This is a genomic window from Halobellus sp. H-GB7 (genome assembly GCF_030848585.1).
Lineage (GTDB): Archaea > Halobacteriota > Halobacteria > Halobacteriales > Haloferacaceae > Haloquadratum > Haloquadratum inordinatus.
The window spans coordinates 231,643-249,242 of record NZ_JAVDDW010000001.1; the positions used below are offsets into that span (position 1 = coordinate 231,643).

The 17,600-nt window shown below is 63.5% G+C and carries 23 protein-coding genes; 6 read left to right on the top strand and 17 right to left on the bottom strand.

Annotated elements, in window-relative coordinates:
* The first annotated feature begins 46 nt into the window (after positions 1-46).
* The 5 genes from RBH22_RS01185 to RBH22_RS01205 all read left to right on the top strand — a co-directional run bounded on the left by RBH22_RS01185 (position 47) and on the right by RBH22_RS01205 (position 1,556).
* A complete protein-coding gene (locus RBH22_RS01185) occupies positions 47-415 on the top strand; it encodes a hypothetical protein (RefSeq protein ID WP_306676270.1) in 369 nt (122 codons plus the stop codon).
* Entirely contained in the window at positions 402-824 is a 423-nt protein-coding gene (locus RBH22_RS01190; RefSeq protein ID WP_306676271.1) for a hypothetical protein, read from the top strand. The genes RBH22_RS01185 and RBH22_RS01190 overlap by 14 nt, the downstream gene beginning before the upstream one ends.
* Positions 825-905: 81 nt before the next feature.
* The gene (locus RBH22_RS01195; protein ID WP_306676273.1) at positions 906-1,091 is read left to right on the top strand and encodes a hypothetical protein; all 186 of its coding nucleotides are present in this window, start codon (positions 906-908) and stop codon (positions 1,089-1,091) included.
* Positions 1,084-1,281 (top strand): hypothetical protein, encoded by a 198-nt coding sequence (locus RBH22_RS01200; protein ID WP_306676274.1) that lies wholly within the window; start codon positions 1,084-1,086, stop codon positions 1,279-1,281. The genes RBH22_RS01195 and RBH22_RS01200 overlap by 8 nt, the downstream gene beginning before the upstream one ends.
* 110 nt (positions 1,282-1,391) lie before the next feature.
* Positions 1,392-1,556: a hypothetical protein gene (locus RBH22_RS01205; RefSeq protein ID WP_306676275.1), complete on the top strand. Its 165-nt coding sequence runs from the start codon at positions 1,392-1,394 to the stop codon at positions 1,554-1,556.
* Positions 1,557-1,676: 120 nt separating this feature from the next.
* On the opposite strand, the gene RBH22_RS01210 is transcribed toward RBH22_RS01205, so the two are convergent.
* From RBH22_RS01210 to RBH22_RS01250, 9 genes are all read right to left on the bottom strand, one after another.
* Positions 1,677-2,264 carry a hypothetical protein gene (locus RBH22_RS01210; RefSeq protein WP_306676276.1) on the bottom strand — a complete coding sequence of 196 codons (588 nt, stop codon included), beginning with the start codon at positions 2,262-2,264 and terminating at the stop codon, positions 1,677-1,679.
* A gap of 128 nt (positions 2,265-2,392) precedes the next feature.
* Positions 2,393-6,985, bottom strand: coding sequence for a fibronectin type III domain-containing protein (locus RBH22_RS01215; protein ID WP_306676277.1), 4,593 nt, complete (start codon positions 6,983-6,985; stop codon positions 2,393-2,395).
* Between the two features lie 3 nt (positions 6,986-6,988).
* Positions 6,989-7,657, bottom strand: a complete 669-nt coding sequence (locus RBH22_RS01220; RefSeq protein ID WP_306676278.1) for a hypothetical protein — start codon at positions 7,655-7,657, stop codon at positions 6,989-6,991.
* 2 nt (positions 7,658-7,659) lie between these two features.
* The gene (locus RBH22_RS01225; RefSeq protein ID WP_306676279.1) at positions 7,660-8,181 is read right to left on the bottom strand and encodes a hypothetical protein; all 522 of its coding nucleotides are present in this window, start codon (positions 8,179-8,181) and stop codon (positions 7,660-7,662) included.
* A 7-nt stretch (positions 8,182-8,188) separates the two neighbouring features.
* Positions 8,189-8,575, bottom strand: a complete 387-nt coding sequence (locus RBH22_RS01230; RefSeq protein WP_306676280.1) for a hypothetical protein — start codon at positions 8,573-8,575, stop codon at positions 8,189-8,191.
* A gap of 2 nt (positions 8,576-8,577) precedes the next feature.
* Positions 8,578-8,970 carry a hypothetical protein gene (locus RBH22_RS01235; RefSeq protein WP_306676281.1) on the bottom strand — a complete coding sequence of 131 codons (393 nt, stop codon included), beginning with the start codon at positions 8,968-8,970 and terminating at the stop codon, positions 8,578-8,580.
* A 143-nt stretch (positions 8,971-9,113) separates the two neighbouring features.
* Positions 9,114-10,256, bottom strand: coding sequence for a hypothetical protein (locus RBH22_RS01240; RefSeq protein WP_306676283.1), 1,143 nt, complete (start codon positions 10,254-10,256; stop codon positions 9,114-9,116).
* Positions 10,257-10,267: 11 nt separating this feature from the next.
* Entirely contained in the window at positions 10,268-10,885 is a 618-nt protein-coding gene (locus tag RBH22_RS01245; protein ID WP_306676284.1) for a hypothetical protein, read from the bottom strand.
* Between the two features lie 241 nt (positions 10,886-11,126).
* Positions 11,127-11,624, bottom strand: a complete 498-nt coding sequence (locus RBH22_RS01250) for a hypothetical protein (RefSeq protein WP_306676285.1) — start codon at positions 11,622-11,624, stop codon at positions 11,127-11,129.
* An 85-nt stretch (positions 11,625-11,709) separates the two neighbouring features.
* Between RBH22_RS01250 and RBH22_RS01255 the strand changes: the two genes are divergently transcribed.
* A complete protein-coding gene (locus RBH22_RS01255; protein WP_306676286.1) occupies positions 11,710-12,318 on the top strand; it encodes a rhomboid family intramembrane serine protease in 609 nt (202 codons plus the stop codon).
* Here RBH22_RS01255 and RBH22_RS01260 read toward each other — a convergent pair whose 3' ends face one another.
* From RBH22_RS01260 to RBH22_RS01295, 8 genes are all read right to left on the bottom strand, one after another.
* Entirely contained in the window at positions 12,319-13,509 is a 1,191-nt protein-coding gene (locus tag RBH22_RS01260; protein WP_306676287.1) for a hypothetical protein, read from the bottom strand.
* A gap of 129 nt (positions 13,510-13,638) precedes the next feature.
* Positions 13,639-14,199, bottom strand: coding sequence for a hypothetical protein (locus RBH22_RS01265; RefSeq protein ID WP_306676288.1), 561 nt, complete (start codon positions 14,197-14,199; stop codon positions 13,639-13,641).
* A 1-nt stretch (position 14,200) separates the two neighbouring features.
* Positions 14,201-15,106 carry a hypothetical protein gene (locus RBH22_RS01270; RefSeq protein ID WP_306676290.1) on the bottom strand — a complete coding sequence of 302 codons (906 nt, stop codon included), beginning with the start codon at positions 15,104-15,106 and terminating at the stop codon, positions 14,201-14,203.
* Positions 15,107-15,155: 49 nt separating this feature from the next.
* Positions 15,156-15,671, bottom strand: coding sequence for a hypothetical protein (locus tag RBH22_RS01275; protein ID WP_306676291.1), 516 nt, complete (start codon positions 15,669-15,671; stop codon positions 15,156-15,158).
* Positions 15,672-15,682: 11 nt separating this feature from the next.
* The gene (locus RBH22_RS01280) at positions 15,683-16,141 is read right to left on the bottom strand and encodes a hypothetical protein (RefSeq protein WP_306676292.1); all 459 of its coding nucleotides are present in this window, start codon (positions 16,139-16,141) and stop codon (positions 15,683-15,685) included.
* Complete coding sequence (locus RBH22_RS01285) at positions 16,141-16,887, bottom strand: hypothetical protein (protein ID WP_306676293.1); 747 nt, start codon at positions 16,885-16,887, stop codon at positions 16,141-16,143. The genes RBH22_RS01280 and RBH22_RS01285 overlap by 1 nt, the downstream gene beginning before the upstream one ends.
* 5 nt (positions 16,888-16,892) lie before the next feature.
* Positions 16,893-17,201: a hypothetical protein gene (locus RBH22_RS01290; RefSeq protein WP_306676295.1), complete on the bottom strand. Its 309-nt coding sequence runs from the start codon at positions 17,199-17,201 to the stop codon at positions 16,893-16,895.
* 4 nt (positions 17,202-17,205) lie between these two features.
* On the bottom strand, positions 17,206-17,598 hold the full coding sequence (locus tag RBH22_RS01295; protein ID WP_306676296.1) for a hypothetical protein: 393 nt from the start codon (positions 17,596-17,598) through the stop codon (positions 17,206-17,208).
* Positions 17,599-17,600: the final 2 nt, after the last annotated feature.

Below are 17,600 nucleotides of genomic sequence, written 5' to 3' on the forward strand. Positions count from 1 at the left end.
AAGATACTTGGCATAGTACGCAAAACGTTACTATTGAGGTGGTCGAATGAGCATCCAAGAACCAGCGATGGACTATGAACCCGACGAGACCGAACAGAAGGTCCTCGACGTCGTTCGCCGCGAGAAGCGTGTAAACCCGATGCGCGTCCGCGAGGCAACTGGCGTTCGGAAACAGTATGTGAACGACGCGCTCCGGCAGCTGCAGAAGGCTGGCGTCGTTCGGAAGGTGAACAGAGGACTTTACGAGCACGTCCCCGAGAATGACGATGAGGGCGACCAGAACGGCGCCCTCGACGTCGACGAGTTGGAACAGCACGTCCTGGCCGCCGGCGAGGCGATCGAGAACAACGACGTCGAGGCGCTCCGCCGACACGTCCGCGCGGCGTGTGAGGTAATCGAAGATGCCGAGGTGTGAGAACTGCCACGGCTCGATTCGTACGAAGATGGCGATGACGCACGACCAGGATCCGTGTTTTGTCGTCTCGCGGATGGAGTTCGATGCCGATGTCGGCTGGCCACGAGGCAAGAAGACGTACTTCTGCACGCGTGAGTGTGCGATCGAGGGCCTTGAGGAGCGCCTGGAACGCGACCCCGATTCGCCGACATTCCACGCGATGCGACGCGGCTACGAGCCCGGTGAGGCTGACCCTGACGTCGGCCCGCTGATCGAACGCGCCTACGAGCTCCTGATCGGCGCTCGTGAGCAACTCGACCAAGAGAGCCAAGAGTGGGAGTATGTCCAGGGCGCGGCCGCGCAAGCGGAGTCGGCGCAAGTGTTGGTCGATGGACCAGAGATCCTCGAAGAGGGCGAAGCCGATGCCTGAGTGTTGTACGTCCCGGAACGCGCGGCTCGCCATCCGCGCTCGCGAGCACCGTGACGTCTGGGGCACCCAGCAGGTCCTCGAATGCCGATCGTGCCGCCGGCGGTGGTCGCAGTGACTTCCCCAGACGTCTCGATCACGACCACCCGCGACTCGGACGTGTCGCTCGCGATCGGCTTCGTCGACGGCGACGAACTCCGCTGGCTCGCGACCGCGCCAGCTGGCCGCGCCGAACTCTATCGCGGTCGTGGGAGTGAGACGGATGCCTAACGCAGTCCCGGCGCCGGCGGTCGACCCACTCGACGTCGACGACAGCGCGGACGTCGACCCGCGCCCACGCGCAGACCTCGTCGCCGAAGTGATGGCGATGCGCTCGTGTGCGATGCCCGAAGCCGAACGCTACCTCGACGAGCGCGGCCCGGTCCAGGTCGAGCGCGAACTCCAAGCGCGGTGGGCGTGACGTACAGCAGCTGTTAGCAGGCTATTCTTTCAGTCACGCCATACTCAGACGGCAACGTAGATGAGCGCACCTACGTCCCTCGCGGCGAACACAAACAGTCAAGATTGTGGGTGCATCACAGACTGTCGCACGGTGGTGAAACCATCATCGTCATTGTAGAAGATCATATGGTCGCGCTCGCGGCAGGCTTCAGCCTCCTCACACTGTACGGTCCAGGTGCAGTGGTTGGCGGTGGGTTGCTGATGTACGCCGCGTTCGCGATCACGGCCGAGTAGTACTGGTGCGAGACTACCCAGCTCGGACACGGTGCTGTGTCCTACTGGGTTCGTTGTACCGGTGCATAATGTAAGTTGGTATAGAGACACGAAACTGCTGAAAAGGAGTCTTCTGGGGACTCAGAACACGATGAGCGCGTTCTGTAGCTGGTAGTTGCCCTCTTTGCCGACCTCGACGACGCGATCGTCCTGGGGCTCGTAGAAAGTCACGCCACCGTCGGCGTCGACGATCACGTTGTAGGCGTGCCCACCCGACCAGTCGATCACGACGCCCACAGTGTTCGTCCCGAGCCCGAACGCGACGAGCGCACGGAACGCGCCAGCGAAGTTCTCGCAGTCGAACCTCTCAGGTCGGTACGGAAGAATCGACGTCAACACGCCACCGACGCGGAGGAGATCGACGTCCGCGGGAATCGGCGCGAGCCACGTCCCGTCGGTGTAGGCGACACGGATCGGGTCGTTCGAGCCATCGTAGGGCGCGATCGCGTTCTGTAGCGCCTGATCGATCGTCGAGCGTGTGATGCGCCGCGTCGCCGGCGACGGAATCCCCCACTTGTCCTCGAGGATGCGTCGGAGCTCTGTCTCGAAGCGGATCACCGCCGAGCGAGCGCGCTTCGTGCGCCCGCCCAGGTAGGCCGCCCCAGCGGTCAGAAGAAGTCCGAGAAGCGATGCGACTGCTGTCGGAAGTGTAAGCGGTCCAAAATCCATCGTACAGTACCCTCGCCTCGGCCGGTAGCGTCAGCGGGCCATCGGGCCATCAGGCACACGCGCCGCGGTCTTAACCAACACGTGACCGCTGGCGGCCGGGATTGTAGGTTAAGGCGTGGGCGAAGGAGTCACACCTTCGAGGCGGTCGTCTCAAGCTGACTCTGCAGCCGCGAGATGACCTCGCCGATCCGGTCGCGGCTCCCCAACTGCAGGACGAGCGTGCCACCCTGGTCTTCGAGCGACCACACTTCCATCGGCTCGTCGGTCGGGAGCTGCTCGACCGACAACGCATCGACGAGCGACCAGCCGGCGCGCGTGTCGATCGTGACTGTCGCGGTCGTGATCGGCTCGTTGGTCTGCTCGACGAGCACGTACGCGGCCTGGGCCGCCGCGCGATCGGTCGTCGCGCCTGGCACCTCTTCGGTCGTCGCGAGCGTCTCATCGCCCGACCACGACGGCAGCGCATACGTCCCACGAACGCGGGTGACGTAGTCGACTAACAGCGCCTCGCCATCACTGATCCCACCCCCAGGGAGTGCCGTCACGTCACCAGCGAGGGCGTCGTACTCGAAGTCGATGCCAAGACGATACTCGGTGCCGTCACTCTTCGCGACGACGGCGATCTCGCCGGGTTGGTTGTAGTCGTTGGCGAGTGCGACTGCCGTCCCGGAACTCGCCGTAATCTCTTCGTCCCGAACGGTCTGAGAGACGCCATAGACGATCGCCTTTTCATTCACGGCGGAGGAATCGACGTCGACCTCGTAATCGACGAGTGCGGGATCGACGGTGGCCGTCCGCTGGCCGGGCTGGGTCCATTCGAGAGTGAGCCCGCCGGCGCTGGGATCCCACTGCAGTTCCCAGATAAAATCGCCGTTCTCGGCGACCGTCGTGAGGACCTCTCGCAGTTCCCCGTCGAACGTCTCGTTGGTGACGATCGGCGTCGAGTCCAGGTCGGCAAACAACTCGACAGTGTCGAGGGATTGTCCCGAGACACCCTGCGTCGGCGTCGTCGACTGTGATCCGTAGCGAGAGAGCCGCACTCGCGCGGCGACACCATCGACAAGATTCGCGAAGTCCGTCGCGAACGAGTCGGTGTTCGCGGCCGTCTGCCACGTGGCACCGCCATCGGGTGAGAGCGCGAGGTGCTGATTCCCAGAGGTATCGTCCATCGCCACCGTGATCTTGCCACCGGCGACGGATTGGACAGCGCGCACCTCGGAGAAGACGACGTCCCATTGGTCGGGTTTGGGCTCGGGACCGGCGAGCGCGTTGTTCGCGTCGACGGTGTTGTCCCAGGTGTAGGAAAAGCGCGTGTCGTACACCACCACCAGATCGACGTACGTCGAGGCGCCGGAGGGAGCATTCGAGACGATTTCGATCTCGACGTCGACCGAGCCCGACAGATCGCCACCACCATACTCGCCTTCTGACCTGCCCCACGAATACGTAGAGTTGTTCGCATTCCCGAACTGCGGGCCAAGGTTGTAGCCGTCGACGATGACTTCGCCAGTCGCGCCCTCGTAAGTACCGTCGCCGTCCGGATCCTTGGGGTTGCGAAACCGAAGCGCGACGCCGACGTGCTCGGCCGGGATGTCGTAATCGAGTGACGCGGTCACCGTGTAGCTATGGGACGTATCGAAGAACGTCGCCGCCTCGCCTCCGGAGGCTGCACTATCGGAGACGGTCCCACCCGTTGCCCCGCCACCGGCCTCGAAGACGTGGCACGAATCCAGCAGGTCGATCGCCCCATTCGCGGCGTCGATCGGGTCCGTGGCGGCGATCGCGTCTCGCAGCGCGTCCGTGAGTTCGGTCGTCGTGTCGGCGTCGAGCAGCGGCGCGTTCTCGGTGATCGTCCCCACCGGCTCGTCGACGTGCGTCGCCAGTGACGTCTCCGCGCTGATGAGGTCCTCGACGAACGTGTGGGACTGCTGTTCGATGACGTTGCGTTCGATCCGCTTGGTGAGCTCGTCGCCACCCCGCGCCGTCAGGACGGTCTGGTCGGGCGCCTGGGAACGATCGACGAGCGTCTCGACGGGCAGGCGCTGGCCGTCGTGCCACACGCGGACCGGCGCGCGGTCGAAGGCCGGATCCAACCAGGACTCGTCTCGCGGGACCGGCAATTCAACTTCGGGCAGGCCGTTGAGCGTCGGGCGGGGTGTCGCGCCCTCCAAGACGCGGGGGGTGAGCGTCCGGCCGTCGGGGTGATCGATCTCGACGTACCAGCCCGTCGCAGGCGCGGCTGTCGTCGGTTCGGCTGGCGCGTCGGTCGTGACAGTTGCGGTGTCGCTTCCGGCCGTTACCTTCCGCCCGTCGTCGGTAACCTCGATTGCGGCCTCGGCGCGGTAGCGATAGGTCGTGTCCGGGAGGAGGGTGTCGTCGGTCCCACTCTCAGCGTTCGCTGGGAGTTCGACGCCGACGCGCTGGGGGCCGAACCCATCGGGGAACTCTTCTTCGCGCAGCAGTCGATAGATAGCCTCCTCGGTCGCGTTGTCGGTCCAGGAGGCTGAGACGCTCGTCGCCGTGTGGCCGGTGATCGCGAAGCCCGAGGGGGCGGCCAGCGACCCCGACAGCGCACCGAGCGCCGCCGTGGGTGCCGCGGTCGCGGAGGCAGAGAGGGCGTGCTGGACGGTTGCCGTTACCGCTGCAGTGGGCGTCGCGGTCGCTCTCACACTGCTTGACGTCGAGGCGCTCACTGATCCGACTGCCGCCGCTGGATTCGAGTAGCCACCGTACGCCGGTACCGCAATAGTGGCCGGCGCCGATGGCGGTGACTCGCCCGTGTCGTTACTCGCCGTAACGACGTAGCTCGGCGTTTCGTCGCTAGGTGGTGTCTCGTCGACGAACGCCGTAGCCGTCGTTGTGCCAAGCCGCTCGTAGTCGTCAGGATACGATGGCGACGCCGCGGTGGACCGATAGATGGAGTAGATCTCTGCGAGGTCATCGCTGGCCTGCCAGGAGAGCGCCACGTTTGGCCTAGCGAGATCGGCAGTGACCGACGCAGTGACGTCTCCGAGTGTCGCGGCTGGCGATGCGCCGGCTCCAAGCGTGGCCGACGGCGATGCCGCCGTAACCGCCGTCACATTGGGTGGCGACGTCGCGGACATAGCAACGAGACGTTCGACGTCCGCCGTGGCCGACGTCGCTGGGGCGGCGTTTGCTGCAACGTCAGCCGCGAGCGTCGTGTTGACTGCCTCAGCGGTCGCCGTCGGCGTCGCCGTTGCGGTCGGAGTTGCGCTCCGCTCGGAGCCAGTCGTTGATGCAACCGTTGGGGAGCCAGTCGTTGATGCACTAACTGCTGCCGAGACGACGGTGGGCGTCGTAACCTGTGCCGTGCCGCTCGTCGCCGTCGCGTGGTCGGTGTTGCGTTCGACTCTGTACTCGTAGGTCGTGCCCTCGGAGACGGACGTGTCGGTGTACGATGTCGTGGAGGGTGATATGCTGGTGGCAATATCCGACCACGAATACGGGAATTGCGTCAGGTCGCTGATTTGGCTCTCGGTGAGAACGTAGTCGTAGAGGCGCACCTCGTCCATCGCACCCAGCATATAATTTCCACCATCAACCCCAAGTTTCGCCCCCGCCCCGAGAGTAATACTTGCCGTGCCATCGACGGTTTTGAAGGGTGAGCCATCGAAAAAGACCGTCCACCCGTCGGTCGCACCTGCCTTGTGAGTAATTGCGAGGTGGTGGAGTTGCGTCACATCAACTGGTGGCTGTCCGACATCGACACGGCTGGACCGTAGTTCGTTAATATATGCCGTCCCGTCGCCATAGACGTAATGAGACGTCTTGCCGCTCCCGTCAAGCGTTGTGAACCCGTTTGAGTACGACGGCGTCGTCTTGACGAACATCGCCAAGGTAGCTTCGGACCCAACTAACCCCGAGAGGTCGCCGAGGTCGACATAGGCGTCGTCGCCGTCGAACGACACCATCTTGCCGCCAAGGGGTGACGACACCAACGACGCGTTCACGAGTTGGCCGTCTTTATTCCCAATCTGGTCGGGGACGACACCACCCGAGGCGTCGTCGAATTTCCAGTAGGCGACTGGGTTGTGTGGCGTGTCGTCGATTTTGCGCTCGATGTCAACGCCGCCGTCGGTCGAGTTGTCGTTATACGTCCACGGGACATCGACGTTATCGTTCGAGTTGACAGATAGGTCACCGATGGTCGGCGCGGGAAGGACCGTCGTGGCGTTGACTTCACTGGAGAGGTCGGAGTCGCCCGCCGAGTTGGTCGCCCCGACACGGTAGAAGTATCGCTCGCCGTCCTCTAATCCCGTGTCGGTGTAGGAGGTTGTGCCAGCGGGAACGGTGTCGGTCTGTGTGTAGTCCGAGCGTGTGGAACCGCTCGCCTCGGCGCGATAGATTTGATAGTCACCCTGCTCGCCACCCCAGTCAACGGCGTCCCACGCGAACGACAGTTCGCCCTCGGTCGCCGTGTCGGTGAACGCGAGGTTCTGCGGCGTTGAGGGTGGTTTCGTCGTGTCAATGTTCGTCGTCGTCTCCAAGGACTCGCCTGCCGCGTTGTAGGCGGTGACTGCGTAGTAGACGACATCACCGTCAGGGGCGGACGTATCGGAGTACGTCGTCGTGTTCGACCCAACCGTGTCGATCTGTGAGTAATCAGATGGGAACGACGGCGAGGACGTGGTGGTACGGTAAATCCGAAAGCCATCCTCGTTGTTTGAGTTGTCCGTCCACGAGAGGTCTACTGTCGCCATCTATTATTGGAGCGTCGCGCTCAGGTTCGTCGGTGCAGCGGGCAGTTCTGGCGGCTCCTCGACCTCGTAGAGTTCGTCGTTAGTTCGATCAGTTACCCAGACGGTGTTGCGATCGCCTCCGATACCGTACGGCTGGCCCCCCGGCGCGCTGGCATCATTGACGACCGAGAAGTCACTGGTCGAGAGTTCGTAAAGCGTGCCTGTGTCGAACTCGCTGTGGTAGGCGATTTCCGTATTGCCGCCTGCACCTATCGGCGAATCCGTCGGCGTGCTCGCACTTTGGATCGATGAGAAGTCCGATGTCGAAAGTTCGTGGTATAGTGGATCGTAATTTTGTGAGAGCCAGATGGTATCTGCATCTCCGCCAATCCCATCGGGAAAACTATTTGGAGAGCTGGAGCTGCGAACGGTCGATAAATCGGACGACGCGAGTTCGTAGACCGTCCCGCTATCATCATCAGTGTGCCAGACAGTGTCAGAATCGCCCCCAATATCAATTGGCCCAGCACCAGGCGGTGTTGCGCTCTGCACCGTCGAGAAGTCCGATGGCGACAGTTCATAGAGGGTATTGGCGCTCGGGTTACTATGCCAAATCGTACTGCCATCGCCCCCGATACCCCAGGGAGAGGCATCAGGCGAGGCACTGGTTCGGAGAACGTCTCCAAACGCCATCGTTAGAGTTCAGGCGGCTCGGTCTTGGTCACGTCGGGGCAGCCCTCCTCGTAGGCCGTTCGCATCATTTCGTAGGTGTCCGCAGGCAGCGAGATGCCGTTCTCGTCAGCCCACGACTGCACGCGCTCGCGGTCGCCGCGATACTGTGCGGGCAGCCCATTCGAGATGATGCTGTTGGCGATGTCGACATCGTCGGCGGGAACCGGGACCACTCCGTCCACGTCGACGAGTTGTTTGCCGTCGTTGAACGCCTGTGCGACGGCGGACTTCCACGACTCCTGGTCGTGCGTCGTCCCATCGGCGAAGTGAAGCGTCCACGTCCCCTCGTACTGGGAGAGGTCTCTCTTATCTTTAACTAACCGCACCTCGAAATCCCCGCCTGGTTCGGTGTTGAGACATTGATGAAATTGACCTGCGGGAGAAACGAGAGCGCCGTTGCGGATGTCGTCGTTGTCGATGCCGTCGGGTCGCTGTCCAGTCGTCCAGTTCTCGATGCCGATGATGAGGATGTCGTGGTCTGTCATTATCGTGTTATTGCTCCGAAACCGAAAGCGTCAGTTCGCCCGTCGCCGCGAGGTCGCCCGCGTTCGTGACCGCCACGTCAACGCGCAGCGGCTCGCCCGCCGCGACAGGGTGTTTGTCGCTGTGATCGTGACCTGCGGGTCCGCGGCAGCCACGTCGACGCTCGCCTCGTTCGAGGGGACGGACTCGCCGAACTCGTTCGCCGCCGTCGGCGTAGAGTCGCACGACGTACCGCTCTGCGCCGACGAACGGGTAGTCGAGACTGCTCCACTCAGTCGCTGCAAAGTCCACGACGTTGCCCGCCAAGCCGCCGACGCCGTCGCGGTTGCTGTACTTCGGATGCTGTGCACCCTGATCGTCTGTCGCCACCGGGACGACGAACCAGCGATCAGCCATCGTTAGTCAAGCGGGAGGCTAACGTCCAGCGGGTCGATCTTGTCGACCGGGCCGATGTCCGTAATTGCCGAGTCGAGCAACCCCCGAAAGAGGATGTTCGACGTCCCATTCTCGGCGACAGCGACGGCGTCGACGCGCCCGCTCGCTGCGGACACGTCTGAGAAGACCACGCTGCGAGCGAACGTCCAGTCGTCGTTCGTCAGCGAGAGGTCTCCTGACTGGACGGTGATCGTCTGCGTCGTCGTGCCGCCGCTCGGCTCGGTCGTGATCGCGCCGGTGCCATCCGAATCGGTCAGTGCGTCGGTCGAATCATCGTACAGAATGAGGTCGACGTCGAGGCCGACCAGCGCGTTCAACAGTGTCTCTTCGCCGTAGTTACTGAGTCCTTCAGTCATTATGAATAGCCTCGCAGTGCCCAGGGTCCTCCGCACGCCGCGGGCCACGGCGGCATCATCGGTCTCGTATCGATCCGAGCGACCCGAATTGAGTCGAATCGAGTCCAACCGAGTCTGATCGAACCGACCCGACTCGCCGGCAGTCAGTACCGAACGTCGTCGCGAGCGACCAGCCCCAGCGACTCACCCGCCGTTAATCGCGACGTCGACGCGATCGGATCGAGCAGGTCGAGCAGGCCGGCAGGCGTGCCACCCTGCGCGTCGCGACCGGGCGTCGTGAACTGGATCGTCTCGTCACCCCGCGTCACTCGCGCCGCGAGCTCGTAGTACGCCACGGGCGAGGAGGTCCGATCCGCGAACGTCAACCGCGCGTCGACCGCCGCCGGCCCGATCGAGACGACGCCGACGTCGACGAGCGTCCACTCCGAACTACCGAGCGCGACCGCCGTCCACGCACCCGCGCCTGCATCGTAACGCTCGGCGGCGATCGTCTCAGCGTCATCGGCACAGCGCAGTCGCACCAAACCGTTCGAGAGCACGGTCGCGCCGGCGAACTCGTGACTCGTGGTGAACACCCGCGCCCACTGCACGACCCCGTCGCTGTCGGTTTTGCCGTCCAGGCCGTGGCCGCGATCGTCCCACACGCGGACGTCCATCGCGCCCTGGTGTTCGTACGGGAGGTCATAGACGAGCGTGGGGGCCTCGAAGGTCGACGCCTGCGGATCCACGAGCGCAACGTCCCCGAATGCGCCCGTCCGAGTGGTGACGATCGTGGCGTCTTCGGTCGCGTTCGAGGTGCGATCCTTCCATTGCGGCCGGGTGGCGCGGGCGTCGACACCGACGCGAGCCCGCTCATCGTTGCCGAAGTCGTTCGGCTGCGTCGCGATCGTCGTCGCAACCGATCGAAGGTGCGAGCGGCGTGTCCCAGCGGCCCGAAGGACACCGTCGATGCGGTGCAGCCGATTGGTCGCTGGATCGAGTGGCCGGCCATCGGCGGATTTGAGGACGTAGTACCCGTCCGTTTCTGTCTCTGAGCCCATCGAGTAGAGCGGGACCGTCTCGAAGCCCTCAGCGTCGAACAGTTCTTTCGCCTCTTGAGCGAGCTTTGCGGCGTACTCGCCGGCGCGCAGGAACTCGAAGCGGATCTCTCCCGGTGCAAGCGAAATCGCTTTCGACGTTGATTGCCCCGAGAGCTTCGAGAGCTGTGCCGTGTTTCGCTGTAGCCCACGCCCTCGGCGCAGTACTGCCTGGTTCCGAATGACGAGTCGGTAGAGTCTCCAGTTCATATAGCGTACTCTTAACCCAACTGTGCAGCGGCATCGAGTGCGTTCGCGAGCGTTGCAACGGGCACCAGCGTCACGTTGAAATCTACGGTCGAGGACTCCTCAGAGGACATAATCACGCGCGTGTTGGCGACGTAGACGTCCAGTGGGCTCCCGAATAGCCCCGCTTCGCCTGAGTCGGTGTACGTGCCGTCGTGATAGTGACCGATGTGCAGCGTTGCGGGGTTGACTGAATCGATCGTGCTCTGTGAGAGCCAGCGCTGGGCAACGTCGGCCTGCGTGCGTGCGTCCGCACCCGTGGCGTCGGTCGCAGTCAGGTGGTCAGGATCACCAGTGTCGCCCATCTGGAGGTACGAGCCGTTGTGTGGTGTCTCCGAGAGTGTCGCCCGCAGATCGTAGGCGACGCGACCGCCGCCGGCGTCGATAACATACGGTTGGCGAAGTCGGCTGTCACTATTTGTGACGAGGTTGAGGACGCGGGCTCCGATCTCACCGACTGGGCCGACAACGAACTCGTGTGTCGACTCGCTTTCACGCTCGAAGTCCTTACGGAGCTCAAGACTCGCTGTCCGGCTCTGCCCGTCCAGGTTCGCTTCAACTTGGATAACGGCACCGCTCAATCGTTCGGTCATTGGTATTGAAAATCGAACGCCGCGTCGGGGCGCCTCACCCGTGCTGCGGCGACACAGGCATCATCAGGGTGTTACTGAGAGTAACTGATTTACGTACTCACGTGCAGGTTTCAGGTATGCCGATGGACTGGGACGCGGTCCGTGATATGGAGCGCGACGTCGACGAGAACGCGGAAATGTATCACGCACTCGCCGATGACGACGATAGCGACGACGAGTAGGCCTCGCTCTGTCCCCGTTTTCAGTCGGTTGTTAAATCGACAGCCGTGAAGAACTCGTACCAGCGGTCGTGCAGTCGATCGCGACGGTAGAGCGTATCAAGCCGTATCGGATCAACCTCGCCGCGAATCGTGTGTGACTCTTTTCGCGCAGTCCGGAGCCGATCGACCGGCCACGCCGGCGGATAGATATCGTTGTGCCGCATTAACCGTCGGAGTGTTGCGATGGCAGTCCGGTGATTCGCATCCGGGAAGAAGTGTTTCCCGACGACTGCGTGGACCCAGTGCGCACACTGTCGCGGCAGTGGCTCTTGGACGGGGAACTGACGGAAGAGTCGCCGGAGGTCGCCGTTTCTGACATTCCAAATCTTCCTCCGCAGGCGTTCGGGATCATCGTCGAGCCCCGTTTCGTACGGGTGCTCCGGATCCCGGAGGAACTGCGTGTTCCGATATTTGATCGCCTCGGGTGTTGGCGTCGAAAGGTCCGTAATCCGGCGTTGGTCCGTCCCGTTACGCGTCACAATGGCTCTCACTGCGGAACTGACATAGAGGTTCGGACACGTTCGTGGCAGTGACTTTACGAGACACGGGCCCCGAGTGGGCGGTATGAGTACCCCAGCCCCTGCTGACGAGACAATGCGAGGTGCGATCGCGAGGAACCCGGCCGTGCAGACGCTCGCGCTGATGGTACTCGTGTCGGCGGTGGCGTGGATCGGGATGTTCGTGGGCTATTCCCGACTGTTCGTTCTTGCCACCCCTCTCAGCGAACGCCCGTGGGGGCTCGTGACCAGCGTGTACGCGCACCTCGGTCCAGGGCACCTCCTCGCGAACGCCGTGATCATCGCGATCGCCGGCGGGATCGTTGCCCTTTCGACGTCGACACTCCGCTTTCATCTGTTCTTTCTCACGACTGGCGTGCTCGCCGGCGTGGTGCAAGTACTGGTGTTCCACCTGCAGGGCACCGCAATCGCTGTGTTGGGTGCCAGTGGTGCCGCGTTCGCGTTGGTCGGCTACGTGCTGACGTCGAATGTCGTGTCACAGCTCGTCGCTGGGTGGCTCGGTATCTCGTTCCGGATTGCGGTCGTCGTCTTCGCCGTCGCAGCTGCGTGGCTCACTATCGAGTGGAGTGCGCCCGGCAGCGCACTCTTGGCGCATTTCACGGGCGCAGTGCTCGGCCTCATCGCGGGCCACTTCCGGGTGCTACACACGTCGTGATCAGGCGCTCTGTTTGATCGAGCGGCGCATCCGGTCGAGCTCCCGTTCGACCTTGTCGAGTCGGCGTTCCAACTCAGCAAGATTGTCGCGTTGTGCCTCCTCGACCGCCCGCCGGATCTCGTCGCGATCGAGGCCATCGACACGGACTTCGTAGCGCGGGCGGTTCGTGATCGAGATCTCATTCGTTACCGAGGTGCGTGGTTGTTGCTGCTGTTGCCCAGCGGTTAGCTCTGAGGCGGCGTAGTCGACGGCACCGAGGCCACCGCCAACAGCACCACCAATTGCAGTGCCTGCGATGGCACCGCCAGGGACTGAGACGGGAGCAAGAGGCCCGCCCAGGAACCCTGCAGCAGTGCCCGTCACAGCTCCTGCCGCTGCCCCTCTGGTCACGCCTTTCCCGATGTTCCCCAAGAGTGTCTTCTCTGACTCGGTCGAGTTGGGCGGTGTCGTCGGAGGCTGTCGCTGCCGTGGCGTGTCGACTGTCACCGGGATTGATTCCGGTGCGTCGACGGGGATCGGCTCGACGTCCTCTATCTCAAGCGGTGCCCAGTCTGGCTTGGCGACGCCGATCTCCCAGTCGGGACGCGCCACACCAACCTCCCAACTGGGCTTGCTCACGCCGACGTCCCACTTCGGTTTGGACACGCCCAGTGGGGCCCACCCCGGGCGAGCAACACGAAGCGGCACCCACTCCGGCTTTGTGAGCGACACTGAGCCGCTGACGTCTCCCGACGTGGCGTTCGAGAGCGCATCGCCGATGACGGTCCCGATTGCCGGCCCCAGCGCACCCCCGATCGTGTCGGCGACCGCACCGACGGCCTCGCCGGCGAAGTCGCCCGCGGCCGACGGGCCCGCTTCAGTCACGAAGTTCGAGACCATATCGCCGATCATACTCCCGCCCTGTGAGTTGATGTCCTCGACTTCCTCGAGAATCGACTCTTGGACTTCGAGTGATTGGGTGAGTGTGTTTCCGATCCCCTCTGGCTCGGTGGCTGTCGTGCCACCAGTCAGAGAGGGACCGCCACCGCCGGCGTTCGCGAGCCCGCGCGAGGCAGCGCCTGCAGCACCGCCATCGGTCGCGACGTCGACAGTGATGTTCCCGATCGAGTCCTCGACCGTCTGTCGCGCCGATCGAAGTGACGCCTGGTTAACGGCGACGTCGAGCGACGCGGTCGCAGCAAATTCAGACATCGGTGAATGGAGTCATCTTCGCGATCGTGAGTTCGTGTGCGAACTCGAGGCGTTGGAGATCGGCCAGTGGCCACTCACGGGCGTCCCGTGGATCGTGGCCGTGGAGCGCTGCCACAGCAAGTAACCAGTTCAGTTCGGTTCGTCGGTCGACATCTCCCGACGTCTCTCCGCGACCGCGGCGGAGAAACTCTGATTTCCCTCTTGACCACCGACAGTCGTCATCCGGTTGATGTGCATCTCGGCCCACTTGAGGAACTGATACGGGAGTTGCTGTGTCGCCGCGAGCAACTCGGCGTCGCTGTAGTCCTCGTCGTGGTAGGGTGCGTCGACAGTCCCGTGAGCGACCATATAGACGCGCGAGGTGCCAGACGCCGACGCCTGCTCGCGTTCGAGGGCGGCCGAGCGGACGTCATCTTCGACGCCGGCGTACTCGCCGCCAGTGAGCCCACACAGTGTGACTGCATCGGCGTCGGCGTCCCAGACACTGACGTCTGGATCCTCATACGCCTCATCGCGAGCCCACCGGAGGCCGGCCAGGTAGTCATCGATGTTCTGTCCCCGCTGTTCGAGCCGCGCCGCTTCGGGGTTGTCGGGATCAAGTGCCGCGACTCTGTCGAGGAGTTCTTCGCGCTTTTCGCGAAGTCGCTGTACCTCGTCGTCGAAGTTCAGTGTGTTCGTACCGAGTGGCATCTTATGTGACCCCCAGCGACGAGACGTGCCATTCGACGGGGTCCTGTAGATCGTTGTCGTTGTCGATCAGCTGGTTCCACGAGTAGTTGTTCGGCTTCATCCCACCGAGATTGTACGTGAGCGCCGTTCCGTTTCCGTTCGTGAACGTCATCGAGCCCGAAACCTCCGAGAGCATCGTCGCCGGCGTGGTGCCGCCGAGCGCAGCCTCGAAGTTCGATGGCCCGGTGAAGATCGCGTCCGTCGTGAGTGTCGTATCTACCGAGCCGATCACTGCGTCGGTCGGATGGCGGTCGGCGTCACGATGGAATCGGGCATTGGTTGGGATCGACAGCGACGCCGACTGGAGTTTCGAGACGGTCGTGCCGTCGATCGTGAGGTCCAGGCCGTGGAAGGCGTATATGTCGCTGATCCCTGGCGTCTGGATGTTCGACGGTGTGATCGACATGTTCGAGGAGGCATTGCCGTAGATCAGCGTCCAGTCAACAGTCGGCGGCTGTCCCTGCTGCCAGTTGACCGTGACGTCCGTCGTGACTGCCTGCTCGGCCGCCCACTCGGCGGTGCCGTCGAGGTAGTCGACGCCGAAAAAGAACGTTCCTGAGGGCATCCGCCCCGTCGTGAAGCCCGTCCCGCCGTCGTTGAACACGAGCTCGTGCCACTTCGGCGGCTCTGCGAGTTCACCCGAGATCGAGATGCCACCCTCGAAGTTCTGGGCGAGCGAGCCATCGGCTTCGACGTCGCCAGGATCGCGCTCGCGTTGGAGCGCGTTGTCCACCGAGAGCTCATCGACGGTCGGGTTCTTGAACGGGAGATAGTACTCTGGACTCCCGTCGCTGTCACTGTCGACGATCGAGCCGCCGAAGCCATCTTCGAGGCCGAACGCGACAGTCGCGCTGCCGGCGCCGGTCATACGGTTCCTCCGTCAGTCGCGGCGCGGTGGCCGCGTCGATCATCCTGGATCATCGTTCTTCGTAGCCGGAAAATTCGATGTCGAACGAATAGCGGTAGAAATCCGCCCAGTCGCTCGACTGTGGATCGTCGTTCGTGACGAGCAGGTGCGTGTAGCGTGCGTCCTCGCCCGGCACTTGTGGAAAGGTCGCCGCGCTGTCGATTGCATCCTGGATCGCGTCGACGAGCGCCGCAAACGCGACGCCGTCTTGGCCGGCCGGGTCGATGTGGCCCCACTCAGAATGATGCAGTCCCTCGACGCGGACACGGACGACGTCGTCGACGTGGTAGTCGTACTCGGTGCCGATCGGTGACCGATCGGCCGATGCGAGCGTTGCGCCGACGTAGTTCGCCTGTTTGAGTTGTGCAGTTCGCGTCCGCATCGGCGCAGCCATATCGACCGCATCACCGGTCTCGTAGACCTCGGCGTCGTCCCGGTCAACACGCGTCAGCGGGTGCTCGTCGGGCTGGGCGTCGGCGACGCTGGCGAGCTGTGACAGCGTCCAGTCGACTTGTGGAAAACTCATCGTCAGTAGCTCTATCGCTGTAGGTTCTGCCGCATCGCGTTCAGCGCGTCTCGAATGAAGCCCGCTTCGGGCAGCCCCGAGACCTCGACTGTCTGCAGAAACACGCGCCAGCCGTCACCTTCGCGCTCGAACTGCTCGCGAACCCACTCGGGCGGGTCGTCGTCTTTACTCCAAACAAAACTGAGCGGGTCGCCTGTGACTTCGTGATCTGCAGTTCCACGCTCGAACAGGAGTGCCGGGTGTGGGTAGTACAGCGTGATGGTAACGGCGTCGGCCGTCCGCCCGACCTCGACGCGAGCAGCGTCGACGAGCGTCCCGACGTCGTAGTCGTGGCGCTGGCCGTAGCGCGTCAGTAGATCGTTGGCCTTCGTCTTGAGTTCGGGCGCGATCTCCTCGCGGGCCCTGCGTTCTGCATCATCTAACAGAGCCGTGTGGAGCTTGTCCTCGAAGCCCGACTCAAGCGTCGTCATCAGCGGTAGACGTCGAGGAGTTCGTCGGCGCGGTTGCGCATCTTCTCGGCCTTCGTGTCGACGTTGTAGACGGTCGCGTTCTGGGGAATCTCGACGACTGCTTCCTCGACCAGCTCGGCGCCAGCGCGGAAGGCGACCGCCCGGCGGACGTTCCGCGGGATGCCTTCGTGGCCGTACTCCCACGTCACGTAGACCGCGTTCACGAACGAGTCGAGATAGAACTCGTCGTCATCGTCTGCTTCGAGGAAGTTCGTCGTGTCCAGATACAGCGCCGACTGGCCGCCGTTGTTCACACGAAGGAAATAGTCGTCGCCGAGGGCGTCGGGCCACGTGCCGCCAGTGTACTCGTCGCTCGCGATCCAGTCAGTGTAGCCCCCATCACGATCACGGACGAGCAACTGCTGGACGGCCTTCGCATCGCGCCGGGCGAGATCGATCCGCGTGTAGTCGCCCTGGTAGAGTTTTGGCGTCGGCGGCGCAGCGACAGCCATCGCGCCACTGGTCGGGAGCGACTCCTCGTCATTCCGGGTCTTCGGGCTGGTGGGGATGTCGATCGTCGACGCTTCCGAGAGGATGTCTGCACCATCAGGCGCGTACCAGTGCCGACTGAACGTCTTTTCGAGTTCCTCGGTCTGGGCGACGACCGCGTCGACGGCGATCTGCTTATCTTGGCCGATGTCGCCCGGCAGCGATGCTTTCCGCAGCGCTCGGCGGACGTCTTCGAGCGTGCAGTACCCCGTTGCCATTCAGATCACCGCGGGTTGTTCCGCGCTTCTGCAGAAATCGTCGTCCCGTTCGCGCTCGTCACGTGCACCTGCTCGCACTGCGGGACGTCGACGACGTAGCTGCCGGTCGCCGACAGCGTCCGACTGTCGACCTCGTACGTGCCGACGTCGCCGACGATCTCGACCGTGATGGTATCGTCGGCGTTGCCTTCGAGGTTCTCGACGGCGACACACACCGCCGGCGTGTGAAACTTCTCGACGAGCGCGCTGGCCGACTCGCCGGCGTTGAACGTCTTCGAGTCCGCGATCGCGACGCTGTCGTGCCACGTGGGCATTCAGTCAGCCCTCCGTTTCGAGTTCGGCACGACGCTCGCCGATCGCGTCGGTGACGGTGACGCGGGAGGCTTCGGCACTCAGTTCGTCGAGGTGTGCGTCCGCCTCGCCAGCCAGGATGTCCTCAGCAATCGGATCGACGTTGCGATCGAGGAACGAGCCGACGTCGAAGGCGCTGTCTGTGTCATCCGTGCCATCCACAGCCTCGTCAGGCGGCTCGGCTGCCTCGTGGGGAGTCGCATCTGTTGGCCCAGCGCCGCCGTCGACGGCCTCGAAGTCGTCCCGACTGCACAGGTACGCGGCGAGATCGGCGTCGACGTCGCGCTCGTCGCCAGGACCGAAGCCGATGCCGTTGGTCCGATAGTGGCCGCCCTCAGCCGTGTAGCGGACGCGACGCATCG

Coding starts and splice junctions, on each gene's coding strand:
- RBH22_RS01260 (WP_306676287.1), bottom strand. CDS start 13,509: ATGTCTGAATTTGCTGCGACCGCGTCGCTCGACGTCGCCGTTAACCAG.
- RBH22_RS01265 (WP_306676288.1), bottom strand. CDS start 14,199: ATGCCACTCGGTACGAACACACTGAACTTCGACGACGAGGTACAGCGA.
- RBH22_RS01270 (WP_306676290.1), bottom strand. CDS start 15,106: ATGACCGGCGCCGGCAGCGCGACTGTCGCGTTCGGCCTCGAAGATGGC.
- RBH22_RS01190 (WP_306676271.1), top strand. CDS start 402: ATGCCGAGGTGTGAGAACTGCCACGGCTCGATTCGTACGAAGATGGCG.
- RBH22_RS01255 (WP_306676286.1), top strand. CDS start 11,710: ATGAGTACCCCAGCCCCTGCTGACGAGACAATGCGAGGTGCGATCGCG.
- RBH22_RS01280 (WP_306676292.1), bottom strand. CDS start 16,141: ATGACGACGCTTGAGTCGGGCTTCGAGGACAAGCTCCACACGGCTCTG.
- RBH22_RS01240 (WP_306676283.1), bottom strand. CDS start 10,256: ATGAACTGGAGACTCTACCGACTCGTCATTCGGAACCAGGCAGTACTG.
- RBH22_RS01290 (WP_306676295.1), bottom strand. CDS start 17,201: ATGCCCACGTGGCACGACAGCGTCGCGATCGCGGACTCGAAGACGTTC.
- RBH22_RS01295 (WP_306676296.1), bottom strand. CDS start 17,598: ATGCGTCGCGTCCGCTACACGGCTGAGGGCGGCCACTATCGGACCAAC.
- RBH22_RS01245 (WP_306676284.1), bottom strand. CDS start 10,885: ATGACCGAACGATTGAGCGGTGCCGTTATCCAAGTTGAAGCGAACCTG.
- RBH22_RS01230 (WP_306676280.1), bottom strand. CDS start 8,575: ATGGCTGATCGCTGGTTCGTCGTCCCGGTGGCGACAGACGATCAGGGT.
- RBH22_RS01200 (WP_306676274.1), top strand. CDS start 1,084: ATGCCTAACGCAGTCCCGGCGCCGGCGGTCGACCCACTCGACGTCGAC.
- RBH22_RS01275 (WP_306676291.1), bottom strand. CDS start 15,671: ATGAGTTTTCCACAAGTCGACTGGACGCTGTCACAGCTCGCCAGCGTC.
- RBH22_RS01210 (WP_306676276.1), bottom strand. CDS start 2,264: ATGGATTTTGGACCGCTTACACTTCCGACAGCAGTCGCATCGCTTCTC.
- RBH22_RS01195 (WP_306676273.1), top strand. CDS start 906: ATGCCGATCGTGCCGCCGGCGGTGGTCGCAGTGACTTCCCCAGACGTC.
- RBH22_RS01220 (WP_306676278.1), bottom strand. CDS start 7,657: ATGGCGTTTGGAGACGTTCTCCGAACCAGTGCCTCGCCTGATGCCTCT.
- RBH22_RS01225 (WP_306676279.1), bottom strand. CDS start 8,181: ATGACAGACCACGACATCCTCATCATCGGCATCGAGAACTGGACGACT.
- RBH22_RS01235 (WP_306676281.1), bottom strand. CDS start 8,970: ATGACTGAAGGACTCAGTAACTACGGCGAAGAGACACTGTTGAACGCG.
- RBH22_RS01285 (WP_306676293.1), bottom strand. CDS start 16,887: ATGGCAACGGGGTACTGCACGCTCGAAGACGTCCGCCGAGCGCTGCGG.
- RBH22_RS01185 (WP_306676270.1), top strand. CDS start 47: ATGAGCATCCAAGAACCAGCGATGGACTATGAACCCGACGAGACCGAA.
- RBH22_RS01215 (WP_306676277.1), bottom strand. CDS start 6,985: ATGGCGACAGTAGACCTCTCGTGGACGGACAACTCAAACAACGAGGAT.